An 18527-nucleotide genomic window follows, 5' to 3' on the forward strand; every position below is an offset into this window, starting at 1 on the left:
CCCGCTTCGGTCGGTCAGTCCTGGATCAGCGCGGCCGTGCGGGAGCGAACCGCCTCAGCGCCGCTGGTGTTGAGCGTTTCACGGATGCGATTCAGCCTCGTCGCAACCGATGCGTCGATCATGCGGTCTCCCACGCGCAGTTTCAAGCCGCCGATGAGGTTTTCGTCGACGGTGTTGCGCAGAATCGCATCCTTGCCCAGCGCCTCGCCGACGCGCTGACGCACGATTTCCGCGAGGCTCTCATCGAGTGGCTGGGCGCTGAACACTTCAACTTCGACGCGGCCGGTGCGCTCCCAGAGGAGCTGGGTGTAGGCCTCGCTGATGCCGACGAGTTGATCGAGCCGGCCTTTCTTGTTGAGCACGAGCAGGAAGCGAAGCAGCAGATCGGAGACGCGTCCGTCGCCGAAGATGCGCCGCAGCGACTGGTCCTTTTCGGTTGCACTGACGACGGGGCTGCGAAGGAACTCGCCGAAGCTCTTGTCCTGCTGGGCCGCCTGTGCGACTTCGGTCAGTTCGAGGCCGGTGGTTTCGCAGTTGGGCAGTCCGCCGTCAGCCTGCGCCAGTTCAAACAGGCTCGCGGCATAGACGCGGGCGAGCGCGTTCACTCGTGATGTTCCAGTGCTGCTCATGGAGCCGATTCCTCGATCGGGCGGGTGCACCGCCTCGCCTTACCCGCCGTTCTTTGAGCCCAGCGAGCCGATCTGCGCCAGCGACTCTTCGACGAGCCGCGCGTGGTCGGAGGGCTTGATTTCGCGATGCAGGATGCGCCCGGCGATCTGCGTCGAGAGCAGGGCCGTCTCAGCGTACAACTCGTTGAGCGCCGCCCGCTTGGCCGCTTCGATTTCTTCCTTGGCCTTGTTCTTCATGGTTGACAGTTCCGCTTCGTTCTTTGAGCGGAGTTCATCGGCGACGCGCTGGGCGTCGGCCCGCGCCTGCTGGATCATCGCGCTCGCTTCGCCGCGCGCTTTGGCCAGTTCCTTCTGGTAGTCATCGAGGGCTTTGGTCGCCTGGGCTCTGGCGTTCTCGGCCGACTCGATCTCGGTGCGGATCTTCGTCTCGCGGTCGTTGAGCCCCTTGAGGATCGGCCCCCAGGCCAACTTGCGCAGCACGAAGAAGAGCGCGGCGAACATGATGATCGCCGCGACCATCGCCGGCACGGCCGTCTCGGGTTTGGCCAGAAGTTCGGCGTGAGCGCCCGTCTCGCCTTGGGCCGGTTCAGCCAGCGCGATGGTTGCCTGGAGAAGCGGAGTCGCGCTCACAACGATGTAGGTCAGTTTCTTCATGAATCAGTTCCCAGAACGGGTCAGTCTTGCTCCACCTTTGACGACACCTGCAATCCACTGCTTTCACACGGGGCGGGGGATGAAGATCGGTCCGGCCGGTCCTCATCCCCGACCCCGGCCGGCGGCCGAGGTCGGAATGACCATCCGACTCGCCGCCGTTACGGCTTGAGGAGGAACACGCCCAGCAGAAGCACGACCACGCCGAACAGCGTGGCGCCTTCGACGAAGGCCGCGGAGAGCACCATCGCTCCGTTGATGTCTTTGGCTGCCTCGGGCTGCCGGGCCATGGACTCGACCGCGGAAGAGCCGATGTTGCCGATGCCCTTGCCGCCGCCCATGATTACCAGTCCCAGTCCCAGGCCCAGACCCACGAATCGCAGGCCCGCGTCGGGAAACACCGTCATGCCCGCGGCGCCGAACGCCGTCGTCCCCGCCAGCAGGCAGGCCGCGATGATCGCGACGCCCGTGGCCACCATCAGTTTTCCAATCGTCATGTGACACACTCCATACGTCTTTGACACGGCAAGATCGTGTCGCTCGTTCGGGTCTACCCTCGCAGGCACGGACCAGCCGCCTTGCTCGACCAGCCTCGACCCGTATTTCCTCTTTCGCGAGACTTACGTCTCGAATGACAACTCAGGCGTCACGCCCATTTCCGCGAAGTCGGGCGTGTGCTTGTGATCGTGGCCTTGGGCATGGTCGTGCTCATGCTCATGGTCGTGGTCGTGGTGCTGGAACATGCTGATGAACATGGTCGTCAGGAACGCAAACACGAACGCCTGGATGAACGCCACGAGCAGTTCGAGCATCCCGATGGCCGTGGCGAAGATGATCGACGGAATCGAAATGAGCACGCCGCCCACCGGTCCGACGCCGTTCCACGCCATCGAGCAGAAGCCCAGCAGCGCCGACAGCATCACGTGACCCGCGGTCATGTTCGCAAACAGACGAACCATCAGCGCGAACGGCTTGGCCAGCAGGCCGATGATCTCAAGCAGAATCGTGAGCGGCCACAGCGCCATCGGCGCGCCCAGCGTTAGGTGGTGAACGAAGCCGCCGAATCCAAGAGTGCTGATTCCCGCGCCGATGACCACGAAGATCGCGATCACCGCCAGCGCGCAGGTGACGGCGATGTTGCCCGTTGCCGTGCCGCCGATGCCGTGGAAGTGCGACGCGGTGTCGTCCTTGGTCAGGTCCTGGAACAGTACGAACGGCCCGAGATGCATGGCGTGCGACTCGTGCCCCGCATCTTCGGGCAAGAGGCCCACCGCTTCGAGCGACTCGCCCCCGTGATCCGCGTCGCCGCCTGCGGCATGGGTGTCTTGCGTCCCGCCGTCGTGCGCTGCGACGGATTCGACGTGCCCCGTCGCCGTCTCGTGTGAGCCGTTGATCATCCCGTCAAAGAGCAGGCTGGTTGCATCCAGGAGCGGCACCATGCCCAGCAGGTTGTTGAAGAGGATAAAGAAGAAGACGGTCCAGATGAAAGGGATGAACCGGTCGGTGTTCTTGCCCAGAACCGGCCGCGCCACGTCGTCGCGAAAGAACACGCAGAGCACTTCGATGAAGTGGGCCAGCACGCCCTTGGTCACGTAGTCATGGCTCGTGCCCGTCCTGCCCGTCGAGATTGCCCGCGCCGCACGCGGCAGCAGCCAGAACATCAGAGCCGTGACGATGAGCATCATCAGGATGTGATTCGTCAGAATCGCCACCCCGTTGGGCAGGCTCAGGATCGGGTAGTCGTAGTTATGATGCAGCGGGTCGCCGCTCGCAAGCACGAGCGATGCGCCGGCCGCCATGGACTCAGGGATCACGCCGAGGCCTCCGCGAAGGGGGTTCGTGTCGTATGAGTGCTTGATGCCGCGCGGACCCCGCCACCGTTGGACGCGAGAATCGTCCGGCGGATGGCGAGCGTGCTGATGGGCTGGCAGATCGCGAATGCGGCGAGCACGGACAGCAGCGTCGCCAGCGGATCGAACCCCGCGGCGAGGATCAGTCCCAGCCCGCCGACCACCACCACGCCGAAGTGCACGGCGATGCCCGACATGGTTACCGCCACCGCCGAAAGCGGGTTGCCCGCGACCTTGTGCAGCGCCCAGCGCGTGTGGAGGATGAAGATCACTCCAGCGGCCAGGCACGGCGCCGCCGCCTCGTACCACTCAACCGAAGTGATCGCCAAGGTCATCGCCGCACCGAGCAGCGACGCCCCTGCGACCAGCGCGGCCATGAGCGCCAGCGTTCGCGGGGCAGCAGGTTGATCAGTCGTTGCGTTTGTCATTTCTCTCGCGATTCGGAGGATTGGTGATCCCCATCGCCTTTTTCACCGCGTTGTACAGGCCGCCAATCACTCCGAGCACCGTCCCGATGACCGTCAGCCACGGGAAGATGCCGATCCACCGATCGAGGCCGTATCCCAGAAGCCCCAGGCCCAGGATTGAGGCCAACATCTCCATCCACAGCCCGGAAAGTGCCCAAAGGCTGACCGTCGATCCGGACCGGCCTTTCGAGTCCTTCCGCGACGGGTTGGGCCTGTCCATCAATCCCGGCTCCGATCCCGGCCGCGATTCCGTACCATTTTTCACAATCCCACCGGAGTGGCGGAAACAATAGCCGACCGCCCCGCCATCCGCCACTTGACTTTCCGGCCCCATTGCCATTGCCAAGCCCTGATTTTGCGGAACCGCGCCCGTCGGCGGCCCGATCTTAAGGCGGGGGCTCTATCCTCTTGAAGAGGGCGCTTTGCACTACCGCCCCGATCCGCCGGCAACTCACGGGCACGGTCGCCCAGACGTTGGACCGGCACAGCGCCCACGGCTGGCAAGGTCACGCATGGTTCTCAAGATCGAACAAGATCATCAGCGCTTCCGAGGCATCGTCAAAGGCCGCATCCGCAAGGACCTGCGCAAGTTCCTCCAGCGCGGCGAACTCATCGGCAAGGAAGGGCGGCGCTTCGTCTCCATCCCTGTCTACGACATCGACATCCCCACCTTCCGCTACGGCGACAACTCCGAGGGCGTCGGAGCTGGGCCCGGCGAAGAGGGCGACGCCAGCGGCCAGCCCGGCAGCGGCGACAACGCCGGCGGCGAGAACGAAGGACGCCACATCCTCGAGGTCGAGGTCGGTCTCGACGAACTGGCCGACATCCTCGGCGAGGAACTCAAACTCCCGCGCATCGAGCCGCGCGGCAAGCACAACATCACCGCCGTCAAGGACAAGTACTCGGGCATCCGCTCCACCGGCCCCGACTCGCTCCGCCACTTCAAGCGCACCTACCGCGAGGCGCTCAAGCGCCAACTCATGCTCGGCCTGTACGACCCGGAGGATCCGGTCGTCATCCCCATCCGCAAGGATGTGCGCTACCGCTCGTGGCGCGAGGTCAAAAGCCCGCAGAGCAACGCGCTGATCCTTTACATGATGGACGTCTCCGGCTCGATGGGCGATGAACAGAAAGAACTCGTCCGACTCGAGTCATTCTGGATCGACACCTGGCTGCGCCGCAACTACGAAGGCATCGACAGCCGCTACATCGTGCACGACGTGACGGCCCGGCAAGTCGATCGGGAGACGTTCTACCGCATCCGCGAGGACGGCGGCACGCGCATCAGCAGCGCCTACAAACTCGCCGACGAACTGCTCAGCGTCAAGTACAACCCCGCCGACTGGAACATCTACGTCTTCCACTTCTCCGACGGCGATAACTCTTCGGAAGTGGACAACCGGCTGTGCGTGCAGGTGCTCAACGAAAGACTGCTCCCCCGCTGCAACATGTTTGGCTACTGCCAGGTGGCCAGCGCGTATGGCTCGGGCAACTTTATCAACGTGCTGCACGAAGCCTTCCCGCGCACCGGCGACGACCACCGCGACGACAAACTCGTCACCAGCCGCGTCAACGACAAAGACGGCATCTACGACTCGCTCAAAACCTTCTTTGGCGCTGGGAAATAACGCCTCGGGCGGCGCTGCACGCGGCATTGAGGCGGTGCGGCGCCCCTTCGGGGTGATTTGCCTGACGTCGGCGAGGTGGCGGCGCGTCTAGCCTTGCCCGTGGTGGTGTTCTTCTGGCGCGATCGGCGGAATGTCATTGCGTGTCGGAAGGAGCGAGCCATGGGCGCGTGGGGCGTGAACAGCTTTGAAAACGACGATGCGGCCGACTGGGTCGCAGCGGTGAGCCAGGGAGGCGACTTCGAGCCGGTCGCCGAGGCGATCAAACGCGTGTCGGACTCCGTGGGATATCTCGATTCGACGGTGTGCTGCCAGGCGATCGCGGCGGCGGAAGCAGTGGCCGCGATGAACGGACGCCCCGCAGCCGATCTGCCTGAGGATCTGGCGCTGTTCGTGGCGACGGTGCCCGTCTTCGGCACGCCCCCGCTGCAGAATGACGCCCGCCGCGCGATCGAGCGCATCAGCATTGACTCGCAGTTGCGCGAGCGGTGGGACGAATCGCACAAGACGGATCGCTGGCTTGAAGCGCTCGGCGAGTTGAAGTCGCGGCTGGTGTGAGATCCCGGCGAAATCCCGCGGCGGTCGTTCGGCAGACAGAGGCTAAAATATCCGCCAGCTGAGGGCGAAGGGAGAGGCGTGCGCACGACTGGGCAGCGGTTCTGGGTGAGGCTGGCTAGCGGCACGCTTTTGGTACCCGTGCTGCCGGTGCTCCTGCTGATCATCGTGCTCCTGATTGCCATCGCGATTCGCACTTCGAATGTGGCGGCATCACTGCTCGTGGTGCTGGCGATGATGATCGGGCCGGCGCTTCTGATTGTCCAGCTCGTGGCGCGATCGCGACTGCGCGCGCACCTGCGGCGACATGACCTGGCGCTGTGTCCGAACTGCTGGTACGAACTGGATAATCCGAGGTCAAAGTGCTGCCCGGAGTGCGGCGCCCGCATCACGCGGTGTGACACGCAGACGTACTGGTTCGCGTGGCTTGACAGACCGTTTGCAGACGTGGCGACCGACTGGCGGCGCTACGAGCAGGAGTGACGCCGGCACGCCTCGTTCAACGATCGAAATGCCGCTTGAGCAGGCGGACGTTGCGTTCGTTGGCTTTGAAGGCGAAGTCGAAGAGGTCGCCGAGGATCGGGATCGAGCCGACGAGCAGTTCGATGAGCACGTTGGCGCTCATGCGCAGGATCACACCCGGCGATGCGCGCAGCGCGAGTCCTTCAAGGATGATGTAAGAGGAGATGGCCGCGGCGATGATGTCGCCGATGCCGGGAATGAGGCCGATGAGGCCGTCGAGGCCGATGCGATAGCCGCCCGGCAGGCGAATGGAACTGTCGAGCAGGCGGGCCAGGCGGCTGAGTCGCGCCAGGCGCCGGGCGACGTCGGGACTGGTGCCGGCGGAGCGGCGGCGCGAGGCGAAGCGGTCGGCCGGGATGTCGGCGTGTGGGGTCATTGGCGGTTCAATCATGCAGTGGCGCGCGGATAGCGGCGCGCGGGCTACGGCTCATCGCGCTCATCGCTCGGCTCGTCGCCCTGCCCTTCTGCTTCCTGGCCCGGTTCGTTTGCCTCATCGCGCGCTTCGCCAGCGGCGCCGCGGCGAAAGTACGCCGCCGAGGCGCTGTAGCGGTCGATGGATACAGTGCGGCTGATCAGTCGCGTCTCCCAGCTCGTGCTCGTCACCGTCGTGGTCGAGCGCGACTTCGTGCCGTCGGGGTTGCGGCGGGTGGTGGTGATGTAACTCGTATCGGTGCGCGGCGTGTCCCACGTGTCGAGTTCGCGGGCGCGGTCGCTGCCGATGTACTGAATGCGGTAGAGGACCAGATCGGCGCCGATGGAGCGGGCGAACTGCTCGAGTTCGGGGACATATTCGGATTCGATCTTCGAGCCGTAGCCGCGCGTGCGATCGAAGGTGAAGTTGCTCGATCCGACAGGCGTGGCGGAGTCCTGGGCGTCGTGGACCTTGTCGAGGTAGAGTTCGTCGGCAAAAGTGGAGCAGTCCACGAGTTCGATACTCGCCTCGGGCGGCAGCGCGGCCCAGGTCTGCTCGCTGAGCGTGCGATACGACAGGCGCCACTCGTTTTCCGAGCCGCAGCCGGCGAGAAGGATGAGGGCGAGCAGCGGGGCGATGATGTGCAGGAGTCGATTCATGGTGTTCGAACAATTATAAGAGCGCCGCGCCGTGCGGCCGCGCGGCGAAACGACCGCAGCAGTGCGGAATTATCGCGGCGCCCGAGCATCCATCATCTGCCGGCGGGCTGGGGGATTGCCCGAGTCGGCGGAGCAGGTCGCGCATCTCGGGCGGAAGATCGCCGGGCTCTGAACGCGGCTACTTCACCACATCCACGCGGATGTTGAAGTAGGCGTCGGCGCGTTCGGCGGACGTCTCGGGGCTGGCGAAGATGGTGCGCGCCGCCACCTGCAGGTGATACAGGCCGCCTTCGAGCGTCAGGCGCTCTTCAAAGTGGATGGTGATGCGCTCGCCGTCATTCTCCGCGCGAGCCTGCTGGACGAACGTCGGATTGCCGTGCGTCAGACCGAAGAACAGAGAGGCGTCGGCGAGGTCGATGTTGGCGCTGGCGCGGGCCGAGACCGTGCCGCTGATGATGATCTCGGTATCGGCGGGCGCCTGGAAGTCGAACGTTGCGGTCGAAACGTTGAAGGTGTTGACCAAGCCTTCGCCTCCGTCGCTGATCGTGGTGTAGGCGGCGCCTTCGGCGGCAATCGCGCCCGAGTCGATCGTCGAGCGCTGGGCGACGGCGGCGATCGCGCGTCCCGCGGGACAGACATCACGCACGATCAGGCGCGATTCGAACGGTTCCGTGCCGAAAGTCGAACTGGTCTTCTCGCGGTTGCCGTGGCCGCACCGCTCCATGTCGAGCATCGTGAATACGGTGCGATGCTGCTGGAATGGGATCAACTGACCCGCCGCAGGCGAAGCCGGCGCGAGCGCGGCGGCAGCGAGAACGATGGCGGCAAAAGCCGGAGCGATTCGATGCATGGCGATGTCCTCCAACTCGACGTGACTGGCGGACGCGGAGCGAGCGCCCCTGGGGCGATGTCGCACTGATCGCAAGGGCTTGCACAAAAGCGGCACGAGGTTGTGCCTTGCCGCCACATCATTCGGTGCCCCACGCCCACCAGTACGGCCCCTGCATGCCTGCCTTCGCAGGCAGGACGGGTCCGCGCCACGGTCACTCAGCCGGTGCGGCTCGCGTATCGTCTCCGAGCGATCAGGCGTTGGGAGGCCCCTCCGATGTTGACCTCACTGATGGTCCGGGCGGTGCTCGGTTCGGCGCTGGCGGCGCCGCCGGGCGGGTATCTCGTGCTCGTCGAGCCGGGTGCGGAAGATGCCTATCTGCCCGCGGCCAACGCGATGGCTCAACTGCACGGCGGACAGGTGGCGCGATGTAACATTGACGACGAGGCGGCCTTGCTCGCGATGCTGAAAGAGCGGCAGCCGCGCTGGGTCGTCTTCGTCCTGCCGCCCGAGCGCATCGACGTGCAGGTGGCGCATCGGCTGCTCGAAGTGGCGACGCAGGTGGATGACGATCCCTTCGTGGATTTCGAGTACGCGTTCATCACCGGGCGCGACGGTGATGCGGCGCTGCGGTTCGTCGAGCGCATCAACGCGGCGAAGCAGCGCGAGTACGGGCGGCGGCTCGGGTTCTTCGGCTCGTGGGAAGGCCCGGTGGTGCCGCAGGTCCAGAGCGCCGGCGGCGCGACCAAGGCGCTGAAACTGGACGCAGCCGCGCACCTCGTCGGCGTGGGCGAGAGCGATGAAGCGCGCGCCGAAAAGGCGCGGGCCGCCTTCGCCGAATTCGCCGGGCGCGATGCGCTGCTCTTTTTTTCGCACGGCTATCCCGACCAGATGGTCTCGTGCTTCACGGCTCCGGACCTGCGGCAGTGGAAGGTCGACCTCGGCGGCGCGATCCTCATCAACTGCGCGTGTTACAACGGCGCGCCGGGCCGGTGGTGGGAGCCGAACTTCGCGAACGGAGAGTACGTCGATCGCGGCGTGATCGACCCACAGAAGTCGGTGGCGCTGGCGATCATCGACTCGGGCGTGGCGGGCTACTTCGGCGGGATCGACCCGTGGCACGGCCCGCTGGCCAACCAGGTCTTCCTGCTGGTGATCGACGATGGCATGCGAGTCGGCGAGGCGGCCAAACGCATGCACGACCGGCTCGCCATGGCCTTTGCGCCGCAGCGCATCGACTACGCGCCGATGAGCGAGCGCCAATGGACCGGCGAGGGCGTGAACAACCGCCTGGGCAACGGCGCGGGGATGATTGTCTACGGCGACCCGGCGTTTGCGCCATTTGCAGAGACCGCCACGCGCCTCGTCTCAACGCAGACGGCTCTGGACGGCGATTCGAAACTGCAGTGCACCATCACGATCAAGCCGCTGCTCGATGGAGCGATGAACGCCGTCGATGGCATGCTGCCTCAGGCGCGGCTGATGGATTACTACAGCGTGCGCACCCAGGACGTGCTCAAGGAACTCAAAATGGAGATCCACCGCGTCATTCCGCTGCCGGCGGATTGGACCGGCGTGGAATCCGTCGCCGTCGAGTCATGCGCGTCCCGCGGAAAAGACGTTCCGACGAGCGCGTGCCAGTGGATGATCGAAGACACGCTCGACGGCAGGCGGCTGCAGCTGCGAGTTCCCATCGATGCGCCGATGTTCGGCAGCACCTGGCAGAATTGGATCGCGCGGCACGGGTTGGAGGCGAAAGTCACCATCGCGCGCAAACAATAAAGCCCAGGCATGGCTATGCCTGGGCTTTGAAAGCTCGCGTATCAGCAGTGCTGCTTTACCCGGCGCTCTGGGCCCACTTGATGAGCACGTCGGCGACTTCGGGCCGGCTGAACTCGGCGGGCGGGCGCTGGCCGGCCTTGAGCATGTCGCGCACCTTGGTGCCCGAGAGGTTGATGATGTCCCCCTCGGTCCATGGGAACGACTTCTGGCTCACCATGCCGCCGTACTTCTTGGACCAGGCGGAGTGTTCGAACTTGAGCGGGCGGATGGCGAGATTGTCGCCGTCCACTTCGTCGAAGATCGCCTGCGCGTCGTAGGTGCCGTAGTAGTTGCCCACGCCGGCGTGGTCGCGGCCGACGATGAAGTGCGAGCAGCCGTAGTTCTTGCGCATGATGGCGTGGTGGATCGCCTCGCGCGGCCCGGCATAGCGCATCGCCGCGGGAAGCACGCTTACGAGCGTGTGCTCCGGGTGGAAGTAGTTCGCCACGAGAATGTTGATGCAGTCCATGCGGACGTCGGCGGGAATGTCGCCGGCCTTGGTCTCGCCCACCAGCGGGTGAATGAGCAGGCCATCGACGATCTCCTGGGCGCACTTGCACACGTACTCGTGGGCGCGGTGGATCGGGTTGCGGGTCTGGAAGGCGACGACGGTCTTCCAGCCGCGCTGCTTGAACTGCTCGCGGACCTGGATGGGCGTGAGGCGCATGTCGAGGAAGGCCTCGGGGCCCTCGGGATCGACGCAGAGTGTGACGACATCCACCGGGCCGGCGACGCAGGTGTCGCCCTCTTCGAGCACCTTCGCCGCGCCGGGGTGGGCGGGGTCTTCGGTGCGGAAGACGTTGGGAATCTCGAGCTTCTTATCGTGGGGGTAGACCTCGGTGACGCTCATGACGCCCTGGAGCACGCCGTTGGGCGCGTGCAGCGCGACGCGGTCGCCCACCTTGGGGGCCTTGGCCTTGTCGACGGACAGAAGGATGGGGATGGACCAGACATCGCCGCCGGCGAGGGTCATGTTCTTGCAGACGCTTTCGAAGTCGGCCTTGCCCATGAAGCCGGTCAGCGGGCTGTACCCGCCGTTGCCGATGAGTTCGAGGTCGCACGACTGCTTCGGGGTGAGGTTGATGCGGGCCAGCCCCTGGGCCTCGGACTTGAGTTTGGAAGCGGTGGCGGCGTCAACGAGGCGGTTGATGAGTTTCCCGCCGTGGGGGGCGATCAGTCCGTGAGTCATCTGAGCATTCTCCATCTCGCAAAAAAGAGGGCAGCGCCAGGCGGCGCAGGGCGGCAGTATAGCGCAAGGCTCCGATTCCGCCAGTGAGGGAGATGCCTGAGGGCGTGATGGCGTGATGGGGTGAATGGGTGAATGGGCTGAATGGCTGAATGGGTGAATGGGTGAATGGGCGCTGCGCGCCGTTGAGCCGCCCTTCGGCCGTGAGCTCAGGGCCGAACGGCGACCCGAAGGCTCCGCGCAGGGGAGCGAGGCGGCAAACTCCGCCTACTTCTCTGGCCGGGCCTTGTTGATCACGTGATCGACGCCGGTCTTCTCAGGGTTGTACCAGTCGAACCACGAATCATCGCCGCCGCCGTCGTCCGCAGCATCCACGCCGAGCGATTAGAGCAGGTACGTCCGGCCGACGGCATCGCCGGTAAGGAGGCGATAGCCGTAGCCCTGACCGTTGGCCGGATCGAGCGGTGCAGTCTCGAGGATGTCGGACACGAGATCGTTCAGTGACGAGGGTGGACGGCCATGCCGGGCGCGATATTCCTCGATCGCGAGCATCACGATCGTCGCTTCCGTCTCGCACTCCGTCGCGGCGCTGTTGGCAATGAAGCGATCGAAGTAACTGAAGCCATTCTCCCTGAGAAGAACCTGATTCATTGGGAGTTGTTCGACGTCAATGCTCAGTTTGCAGCGCGTCTTGATGCGCTCGGTCAGCGGTCGCCGGGCGAATTCGGTCACTTCATCGAAGACCTGATTTGTCAGCGCGATGGCGCGATCGTGGCCCGGAATGGCGATGGCCAGCGCATCAGCCAGTGCGCCTTCCGCTTCCCCTGAAGCGCGGCCGGGGAACAGGCCGCTCAGGTCGCCGCGGTGCTTGCCCCACTCGGAGACGGGCAGGCGGCCGGATGCAGTATAGATGCGCTGGAGACCATCGAGCTGGTAGAGACGCTCGCCCTCGAGGTGCAGCGCAACGCCCGGCAATGGCAGGCGCGCTTCAAGAATCTCGCGCAGTTGCCGGCAGACCGATGCGGGCGCATCAAACTCAACAAGAGAGCAGCGAAGTTCGCGATCCACCATCGCGACGAGGGAAACGGCGATGAGTTGGCGCAGGATCGTCGCCTGGCTCGACATGATGTTCGCCAGCGCCAGCGACTCATCGACGACCTGCGCAAACTCATCCCACCGGCCATCGTGCGCCGATAGGCGCATGCGGGCGGCGTTCAGCCGGCACACCGTCCGGAAATTGCTGAGTTGCGGGCCGGTGCGGTAGATCTCCTCAAGCGTCAGCGATGTATCGCGCGGCGGCGCAAAGCGCTGCATCGCGCACACGCGCCTCAGCGCTTCGAGTGAGCCCTCCGCCTGCAGCGAGTCGATGATCTGCAGATGAGGCTGCCACGCCGCGCGATCGAACGGACCGCGATTCACATCGTCAAACGATGGAAAGTAAACATTCTCGAACGTCGCAGCCGGCTCCTCTCCATCCTCGGATGCCGCCCGCTCGCTGTGCGCCTCCATGGCCGCCATGAACGCGGCCGAGCACGTCTCACCGATGTGATCAACCGTCTGCGTGTAGAGATCCCAGCCATTCTCGCCCTCACCCTGTACGCTGGCGACGAGGTCATAGAACGGCGTGGCGTAGTCCACACTTGGCCGCGGCTTGCCGGTGAGGATGTCGTAGGCCTGCCAGGCGAGAAAGAGGGTGAGCAGCGCGAGCGCGGCCCAGATGATTCGGCGCCTGATGAGGCGGACTTTGCGCGGAGTATCGGGCATCGGAGTATTCAAGGCGCGATGCGCCTCTACCGCTTCAGTCCTTCGGGGATGTACCGCGGCTTGTTGATCCAGCGGTCGGTCCCCGGCTCGCCGTATCTTCCTGTCTTCTCGTCGCCCTCGTAGCAGTTGTTGTCCACACCGTCTTCGCCGAAGGACCACAGCAGGTATGACGTTCCGTCCGAGGTCTGGCTCAGGCGGCAGTAGCCCCACGTCTGCCCGTTGAGCGGATCCAGCGGCACCTCCGGGAGAATGTCGGGCGCCAGATCGTCGAGCGAGGTCGGCGCGCGGCCCTCGCTCGCGATGTAGATCTCAATGGCGAGCATCAGGCGGGTGGATTCGATGTGGTGCTGGTGGCGCCGCCAGCCGAAGGCCACCAATTGCGGATTCAGAGTCATCGACTTGATGACCACCTGATGCAAAGGGAGTGGGCGTGTCCACCGGGCAATGGACGCGTCCGGATCACGCAGCTCGCGGCTCTCGACTTTCTCAACGACCTCGCGCGTGTACTCCGCGTCGAGGCGCTCGGCCGTCGCGCGCCCGGGAATGATGATGGCCGCGACATCGGCGGCCGTGTCTTTGAACGACCTTGCCGGCGCCGCTGTGCCCGGAAGCGTTGTGCCGGGATTGAGCATGCCGAACGAACTGATCGGTAGCCGGCCGGACGTGGTGTACAGGTTCTGAATCTGATCCAGATGGAGCAAGTGCTCTCCCGCCATGGTGAATTCGGCCGTGGGCAGTTTGGCGCGATCTTCGACGATGCGCAAGAGGCTTCGCGCCGAGGCTTCGTCGAGCGGCCGTTCAACGAGTGTCGTGCGCAACTCGCCGAGAACGGAATCGACGCAGGAGACTGCAACGAGATGATTGATCAGCGAAGGCTGGTAGCCGACGAAACGAGACACGGCGAGGGATTCGTTCGTGATGTCCGCTAAATCCTGCCACTTCCCATTGCTGGCGGTCACCGCCATGCGACCGGCTTGAAGCCTGATCAACTGCCTGACCTTCGTGAGCACCGGCAGGTTGGCGGCGATGTAAGCGTTGTTGAACGGCTCGCCGTCAACCCGCGGCCGCACGCAACGGCTCATGCTGGCCAACTGCCCGAGTTGGTCGAGTGTGCCGTCCGCCCGAAGATCGTCCAAGGCTCGGTAGTGCGGTTTGAGACTCGGATGCGTGAGGCGCTGGCAGGTGAGGTCAGAGAACATCCCGGGGATCATCGTGCCGTCGGTGTAGTACTGCGTAGCGACGGGGTCTTCACTCAGCGTCTTCGACGCCTCATCGACGCGCTCCAGCACCTCCATCAGCAGCGGCCAGGCGTTTTCGCCTTCGCCTTGCGCGCTGCTGCACAGTTCATAGAACTGGCTCGCATAGTCGATGCTCGGCTGCGGCTTGCCGGTGAAAATGTCGTACACCTGCCACGCGAGCCAGAGGGCGAGCAGCGTGGCGATGGTCCAGAACGCACGCCGCCGGGTGAGCCAGCGAATTGGCCGGGTCCGGTGCATGCAATCATCCTACACGCCGCCGGCGAAGCGACCTGTCTCGATCGCGGGGTTTGGGGACGGGCGAAGTTGACGGCGGATCGGGCCTCTGGCCAGTTGGATCTGTACGGTCGGGTCGCCCGTGCCACCATACCCATTCCTCGCTCGAACCTTCGTGCCCGCTTTGTGTCTTTGTGTCCTTGGTGGTAAACGTTGGACGATCATCGCGCTCGCGGGTGCGTCTGCACTTCGCCGCGCTCCGCTGCGCCGAGCGTTCGCGTTGCGGCTAACTGCGGGTCCTACGCCCCCTGCGCCTTCAACTTCGCATCGATCGCGGCATCCGTGTGCGCCACGCCGATCTGGAAGTCTGCCGCGATCCAGCGTTCGAGCGCCTTTTCATCCACACCCTTCAATGGGAACGCGTTAAGGTCGCGCTTCATCAGCTTCTCTGCAGCGCGCTTGCCGGACAGGATCGAGTGATCCATGTTGAGATACTCGAAGTCGCCGAAGCGGCCGCAGGCGTAGATGTCGTTGCTCTCAAGCCAGTCGTGGATCACTTTCGTCGCGGGCCGGTGATCCCAGGTGTAGATGACGTAGGCTGGGTCGAGGCGCACGACGCCGCAGTGCTGCGGCTTGATTTTGCTCGCCTGCTTGTGGGTGATCAGGCCGATGGCGATGAGGCCCTCGATCGTCTTCTTGAGCAGCGTCTTGGCGTCAGTCGGGCCGACGTCTTTCCACTGGCTGACGGAAATCTCTGCGGCGACCGATGAACAGTTCGCCGGCGCCATGCTCGGCGCAAAGTTCTTGGGCCAGCTCAGGCGGTGGAAGATGAGTTTGGGATCGGGGTAGTACGCCCAGTGCATCGGCGTGAGGTTGGGAATTTGCAAACCGATGTTGACGGTGTACACCGTGTTCCATTTCAATTTGCCAACCGCCGCATTCACCTCGGCGGGCACGCTATCGGCCAGTTGCGCCAGTTTGCTGATCGGCGCGGTGGAGATAAGCGAGTCGTATTTGCACATCGAGCCATCTTCGAACTCGAGCGTGTGCTTGGCGACGTGAATGGTCTTGACGCGCGTGAAGGTGTGCACACTGCCTTCGTTGAGGTGCTCGCCCATCGAGCGCGGCAGGCTCTCCATGCCGCCCTTCCTGGGATACCAGAACTTCGCGTTGGGGCCGTAGTCGCCTTTGCTCGGCGCGATCGCGCCTTCGATGGCCGTCTTGATCGGCGGTGTGAGCACGCGATCGGCGATCCAGTCGTAGCTCATCTGCTCCTGGTCGATCGCCCAGACCTTGTAATTGAATGGCAGGAAGAACTCTTCGGTAATGCCGGCGCCGAAGGTCGCGTAGGCCCACTCCTTGAAGTTGCGCGGCTCGCGCTCGGGCTTGGTGTACGTCGCTTCGATCAGGCCCATCAGGTTGCGCACGACGACATCATGCGGCAGGCCGAAGGTGTTGGATTGATACGGATAGGCGGTGTAGACACCGTGGCTGTGGATGTAGGAGTACTTGGGTCGCAGGTCGAAGTTCTTGCCCAGCAGGCCGGTGATGAACTTCTTGGCGTAGGGCTGTTTCGTGTAGAGGATGTGGATCGAGCGATCGAAGAGGAAGCCGCCGAAGTTCTCCGTGCAGCACAGACCGCCGATGCGCTCGGCCTGTTCGAAGATGGCGTAGTCCTTCTTGATGTGCAGCGCGGCTGACATCCCGGCGATCCCAGCGCCGAGGATGGCGGTGCCGACCTGAGCCGGCTTGTCGTGGCCGATGAGCGGGCCGGTCGTCGGAATAGTGGCGAGGGACTGGTTGCCCATGACGCGCGCGTTGGGCGTGCGTTCGGCGGGCTCGATGCGGCCGACGACGGACGCCGCTCGCGGCTTCGCGGAGCTCCGGCTTGATCCTGCGGACGATGCACCGCGCTTCGTCCCCGCTTGTTTGGGCGATGCAGCGGGCTTGCTTTTACTCGTCGGGCGTTTTTTCGCCATGAGGGCTCTTGCGTGGTTCAGAAGGGTGTCGTGAAGTCCGAAAAAATCCAGCGGGTGGAGGTTAGGAACCATCGGCCGAGTCTCAAGTCGCCTTTCGCGCCGATTGCTGGATCAGTCCCCTCCTCCGGCTTTGCGGGGGAGGGACAGGGAGGGGGCGCTCTCGATTGACGATACATTGCGCGCTCGCGGCGGCGCGGCCAATTCAAGAAGAACCCCCACCCCGGCCCTCCCCCGGAAGCCGGGGGAGGGAGTGAGATTCACCCGTCTACGATTGTCCCCATGCCACAAGGCCGCACGTACATTCTCGGCGCCGATGGCGCCACGTGGAGCGTTCTGTCGCGACTGCTGCGCGACGGCCGCGTGCCTCACTTCCAGCGCCTCGTCGACGAGGGAGTCTCCGGCCCGCTCGAGAGCGTCGAGAACATGCGATCCGCTTCGGCGTGGACGAGCATGTTCACCGGCTGCAATCCCGGCAAGCACGGCATCTACGAGTTCTACGAGTTCCTCCCCCAGACCTATTCGCTGCGCTACATCCACGGCGGCTACAAGCACGTGCCCGGCTTCTGGACCTACCTCGAGCAGGCGGGTCAGACGGCCGGAGTGATCAACACGCCGATGACCTACCCCGCCGAGCCGATCAAGGGCGGCTACGTCATCGCGGGCCTGGATGGGCCGGGCAAGGCGTCGCCGCGTTTCTGTTCGCCGGATGACTTCATTGAGAAGCTCGAAGCAAGGATGGGCTGCGAGTACGTCATCGAGCCGGGGCTGACGGGCGCCATTGCGCGCGGCCGGCCCGACGAAGCCGTGCAACTGCTCGAAGAAGAACTCGACTCCAAGCACCGCGCCCTGGTGACGATGCTCGACTCGATGCCCGTCGATTGCCTGCTGTTCGTGTTTCGCAGTCTCGACGCGGCCCAGCACTGCTTCTGGAAATGGATGGACCCCACGCACCCCAAGCACGCACAGTGCAGCGCCGAAGAGGTCAGGCAGTTCGGCGGCGTGATCGACAGCGTGTACATCAAGCTCGATGCGGCCCTGGGAGACATGCTCGATCGCATCGGGCCGGATGATCATCTGATGGTCATCAGCGACCACGGCTTCGGCCACAAGTGCCCCGTCTCCAGCCAGCTCAACCAGTGGCTCGCAGCGCACGGCTATCTCGTCTACGAACAGGGCGGCGGCAAGCCCAACGCGGTGAGCAAGGCGCTCAAGTTCGTCGCTTCGCACACGAGTCGCGGCACCAAGGAGAAGCTCGCGCGGCTCATGCCGGGCGTGCGCAACTGGGCTCAGAGCAAGGCGCTGTTCTCCGGCGTGGACTGGTCCAGGACGCGCGTGTACAGCGATGCCCAGTTCCCGCGCCTGCGCCTGAACATCAGAGGGCGCGAGGGGCAGGGCATCGTCGACCAGGCCGAGGCGCCGCGGCTCATGGAAGAGCTGCGCGGCAAGCTCAAGGAGATGCGAGACAGCGTTACGGGCGAGCCGATCGTGCGCGATGTGTTCTTCTCAAGCGAGATCTACAAGGGCACCCACACCGGGCCCGGCGAAGACATCCTCGTGCGCTGGCGCGAAGACATCGTCATCCACGGCGTGCAGATGCCCGAAGGTTACGAGGCGCCGCAGGAGGAACTCTCCATCATGCCCGGCGAAGACCCGCGCGTCATCTCGGGCGATCACCAGATCCACGGCGTCTTTCTCGGCATCGGGCCGGCGTTCCGCAGGGGCGAGCGCATCGGCAGCGGCCTGCGCCTGCTCGACATGACGCCGACGATCCTGCACCTGCAGGACCAGCCGATCCCCGCCCACATGGATGGCCGCGTGATGAAGGTGGCGATGGAGCCCGGCTGGCTCGCCGACCACCCCGTGCGCGCCGCCGACGAGCGGACCACCGAGGCGGCGGTCGCGGCAAGCGAAGCGAGCGCGGCCGAGCAAACCGAATACAGCGAGCAGGAACAGAAGGTCCTCGAAGACCGCCTGCGCAGCCTCGGCTACATTGAATAAAAAACCTGGCACCTTTTGCTAACCTGGGCAAAGCTCGCCTGCTCGACTCCGCTCTTTTTTTGCCCGTTTTTCGACGGCGTTACCTTGACTGACCGACCGGTCGGTCTA

The 18527-nt window shown here is 64.6% G+C and carries 18 protein-coding genes; 5 read left to right on the forward strand and 13 right to left on the reverse strand.

What is annotated here, in order from left to right:
* Positions 1-14: 14 nt before the first annotated feature.
* The 6 genes from atpH to IT430_17895 form a co-directional block, all read right to left on the reverse strand.
* The gene (gene atpH / locus IT430_17870) at positions 15-629 is read right to left on the reverse strand and encodes an ATP synthase F1 subunit delta (protein MCC6909807.1); all 615 of its coding nucleotides are present in this window, start codon (positions 627-629) and stop codon (positions 15-17) included.
* A 39-nt stretch (positions 630-668) separates the two neighbouring features.
* Positions 669-1283 carry a F0F1 ATP synthase subunit B gene (atpF, locus tag IT430_17875; GenBank protein MCC6909808.1) on the reverse strand — a complete coding sequence of 205 codons (615 nt, stop codon included), beginning with the start codon at positions 1281-1283 and terminating at the stop codon, positions 669-671.
* A 158-nt stretch (positions 1284-1441) separates the two neighbouring features.
* The gene (gene atpE / locus IT430_17880; GenBank protein ID MCC6909809.1) at positions 1442-1687 is read right to left on the reverse strand and encodes an ATP synthase F0 subunit C; all 246 of its coding nucleotides are present in this window, start codon (positions 1685-1687) and stop codon (positions 1442-1444) included.
* A 213-nt stretch (positions 1688-1900) separates the two neighbouring features.
* Positions 1901-3094: a F0F1 ATP synthase subunit A gene (atpB, locus tag IT430_17885; protein ID MCC6909810.1), complete on the reverse strand. Its 1194-nt coding sequence runs from the start codon at positions 3092-3094 to the stop codon at positions 1901-1903.
* Complete coding sequence (locus IT430_17890; protein ID MCC6909811.1) at positions 3091-3507, reverse strand: hypothetical protein; 417 nt, start codon at positions 3505-3507, stop codon at positions 3091-3093. The genes atpB and IT430_17890 overlap by 4 nt, the downstream gene beginning before the upstream one ends.
* Before the next feature lie 31 nt (positions 3508-3538).
* The gene (locus tag IT430_17895; GenBank protein ID MCC6909812.1) at positions 3539-3943 is read right to left on the reverse strand and encodes an AtpZ/AtpI family protein; all 405 of its coding nucleotides are present in this window, start codon (positions 3941-3943) and stop codon (positions 3539-3541) included.
* Positions 3944-4109: 166 nt separating this feature from the next.
* Between IT430_17895 and IT430_17900 the strand changes: the two genes are divergently transcribed.
* The 3 genes from IT430_17900 (at position 4110) to IT430_17910 (ending at position 6260) form a co-directional block, all read left to right on the forward strand.
* Positions 4110-5225, forward strand: a complete 1116-nt coding sequence (locus IT430_17900) for a DUF444 family protein (protein ID MCC6909813.1) — start codon at positions 4110-4112, stop codon at positions 5223-5225.
* A gap of 159 nt (positions 5226-5384) precedes the next feature.
* Positions 5385-5780 (forward strand): DUF4259 domain-containing protein, encoded by a 396-nt coding sequence (locus tag IT430_17905; protein ID MCC6909814.1) that lies wholly within the window; start codon positions 5385-5387, stop codon positions 5778-5780.
* A 78-nt stretch (positions 5781-5858) separates the two neighbouring features.
* Complete coding sequence (locus tag IT430_17910) at positions 5859-6260, forward strand: hypothetical protein (protein ID MCC6909815.1); 402 nt, start codon at positions 5859-5861, stop codon at positions 6258-6260.
* A gap of 16 nt (positions 6261-6276) precedes the next feature.
* Here the strand turns inward: IT430_17910 and IT430_17915 are convergent, their stop codons facing one another.
* From IT430_17915 to IT430_17925, 3 genes are all read right to left on the reverse strand, one after another.
* Positions 6277-6675: a DUF4112 domain-containing protein gene (locus IT430_17915; protein MCC6909816.1), complete on the reverse strand. Its 399-nt coding sequence runs from the start codon at positions 6673-6675 to the stop codon at positions 6277-6279.
* Positions 6676-6719: 44 nt separating this feature from the next.
* The gene (locus tag IT430_17920; protein ID MCC6909817.1) at positions 6720-7370 is read right to left on the reverse strand and encodes a hypothetical protein; all 651 of its coding nucleotides are present in this window, start codon (positions 7368-7370) and stop codon (positions 6720-6722) included.
* Positions 7371-7548: 178 nt separating this feature from the next.
* On the reverse strand, positions 7549-8220 hold the full coding sequence (locus tag IT430_17925) for a hypothetical protein (GenBank protein ID MCC6909818.1): 672 nt from the start codon (positions 8218-8220) through the stop codon (positions 7549-7551).
* 255 nt (positions 8221-8475) lie between these two features.
* Between IT430_17925 and IT430_17930 the strand changes: the two genes are divergently transcribed.
* The gene (locus IT430_17930) at positions 8476-9981 is read left to right on the forward strand and encodes a hypothetical protein (protein ID MCC6909819.1); all 1506 of its coding nucleotides are present in this window, start codon (positions 8476-8478) and stop codon (positions 9979-9981) included.
* 55 nt (positions 9982-10036) lie between these two features.
* Here IT430_17930 and sat read toward each other — a convergent pair whose 3' ends face one another.
* The 4 genes from sat to IT430_17950 all read right to left on the reverse strand — a co-directional run bounded on the left by sat (position 10037) and on the right by IT430_17950 (position 16250).
* Complete coding sequence (gene sat / locus IT430_17935) at positions 10037-11209, reverse strand: sulfate adenylyltransferase (GenBank protein MCC6909820.1); 1173 nt, start codon at positions 11207-11209, stop codon at positions 10037-10039.
* Between the two features lie 381 nt (positions 11210-11590).
* Positions 11591-12970 (reverse strand): hypothetical protein, encoded by a 1380-nt coding sequence (locus IT430_17940; protein MCC6909821.1) that lies wholly within the window; start codon positions 12968-12970, stop codon positions 11591-11593.
* A gap of 26 nt (positions 12971-12996) precedes the next feature.
* Entirely contained in the window at positions 12997-14466 is a 1470-nt protein-coding gene (locus IT430_17945) for a hypothetical protein (protein ID MCC6909822.1), read from the reverse strand.
* A 275-nt stretch (positions 14467-14741) separates the two neighbouring features.
* Complete coding sequence (locus IT430_17950) at positions 14742-16250, reverse strand: FAD-dependent oxidoreductase (GenBank protein MCC6909823.1); 1509 nt, start codon at positions 16248-16250, stop codon at positions 14742-14744.
* Positions 16251-16700: 450 nt separating this feature from the next.
* On the opposite strand from IT430_17950, the gene IT430_17955 reads away from it, so the two are divergent.
* On the forward strand, positions 16701-18419 hold the full coding sequence (locus IT430_17955) for an alkaline phosphatase family protein (protein ID MCC6909824.1): 1719 nt from the start codon (positions 16701-16703) through the stop codon (positions 18417-18419).
* Positions 18420-18527 lie beyond the last annotated feature (108 nt).

The sequence above is a fragment of the Phycisphaerales bacterium genome (assembly GCA_020852515.1).
Lineage (GTDB): Bacteria > Planctomycetota > Phycisphaerae > Phycisphaerales > UBA5793 > UBA5793.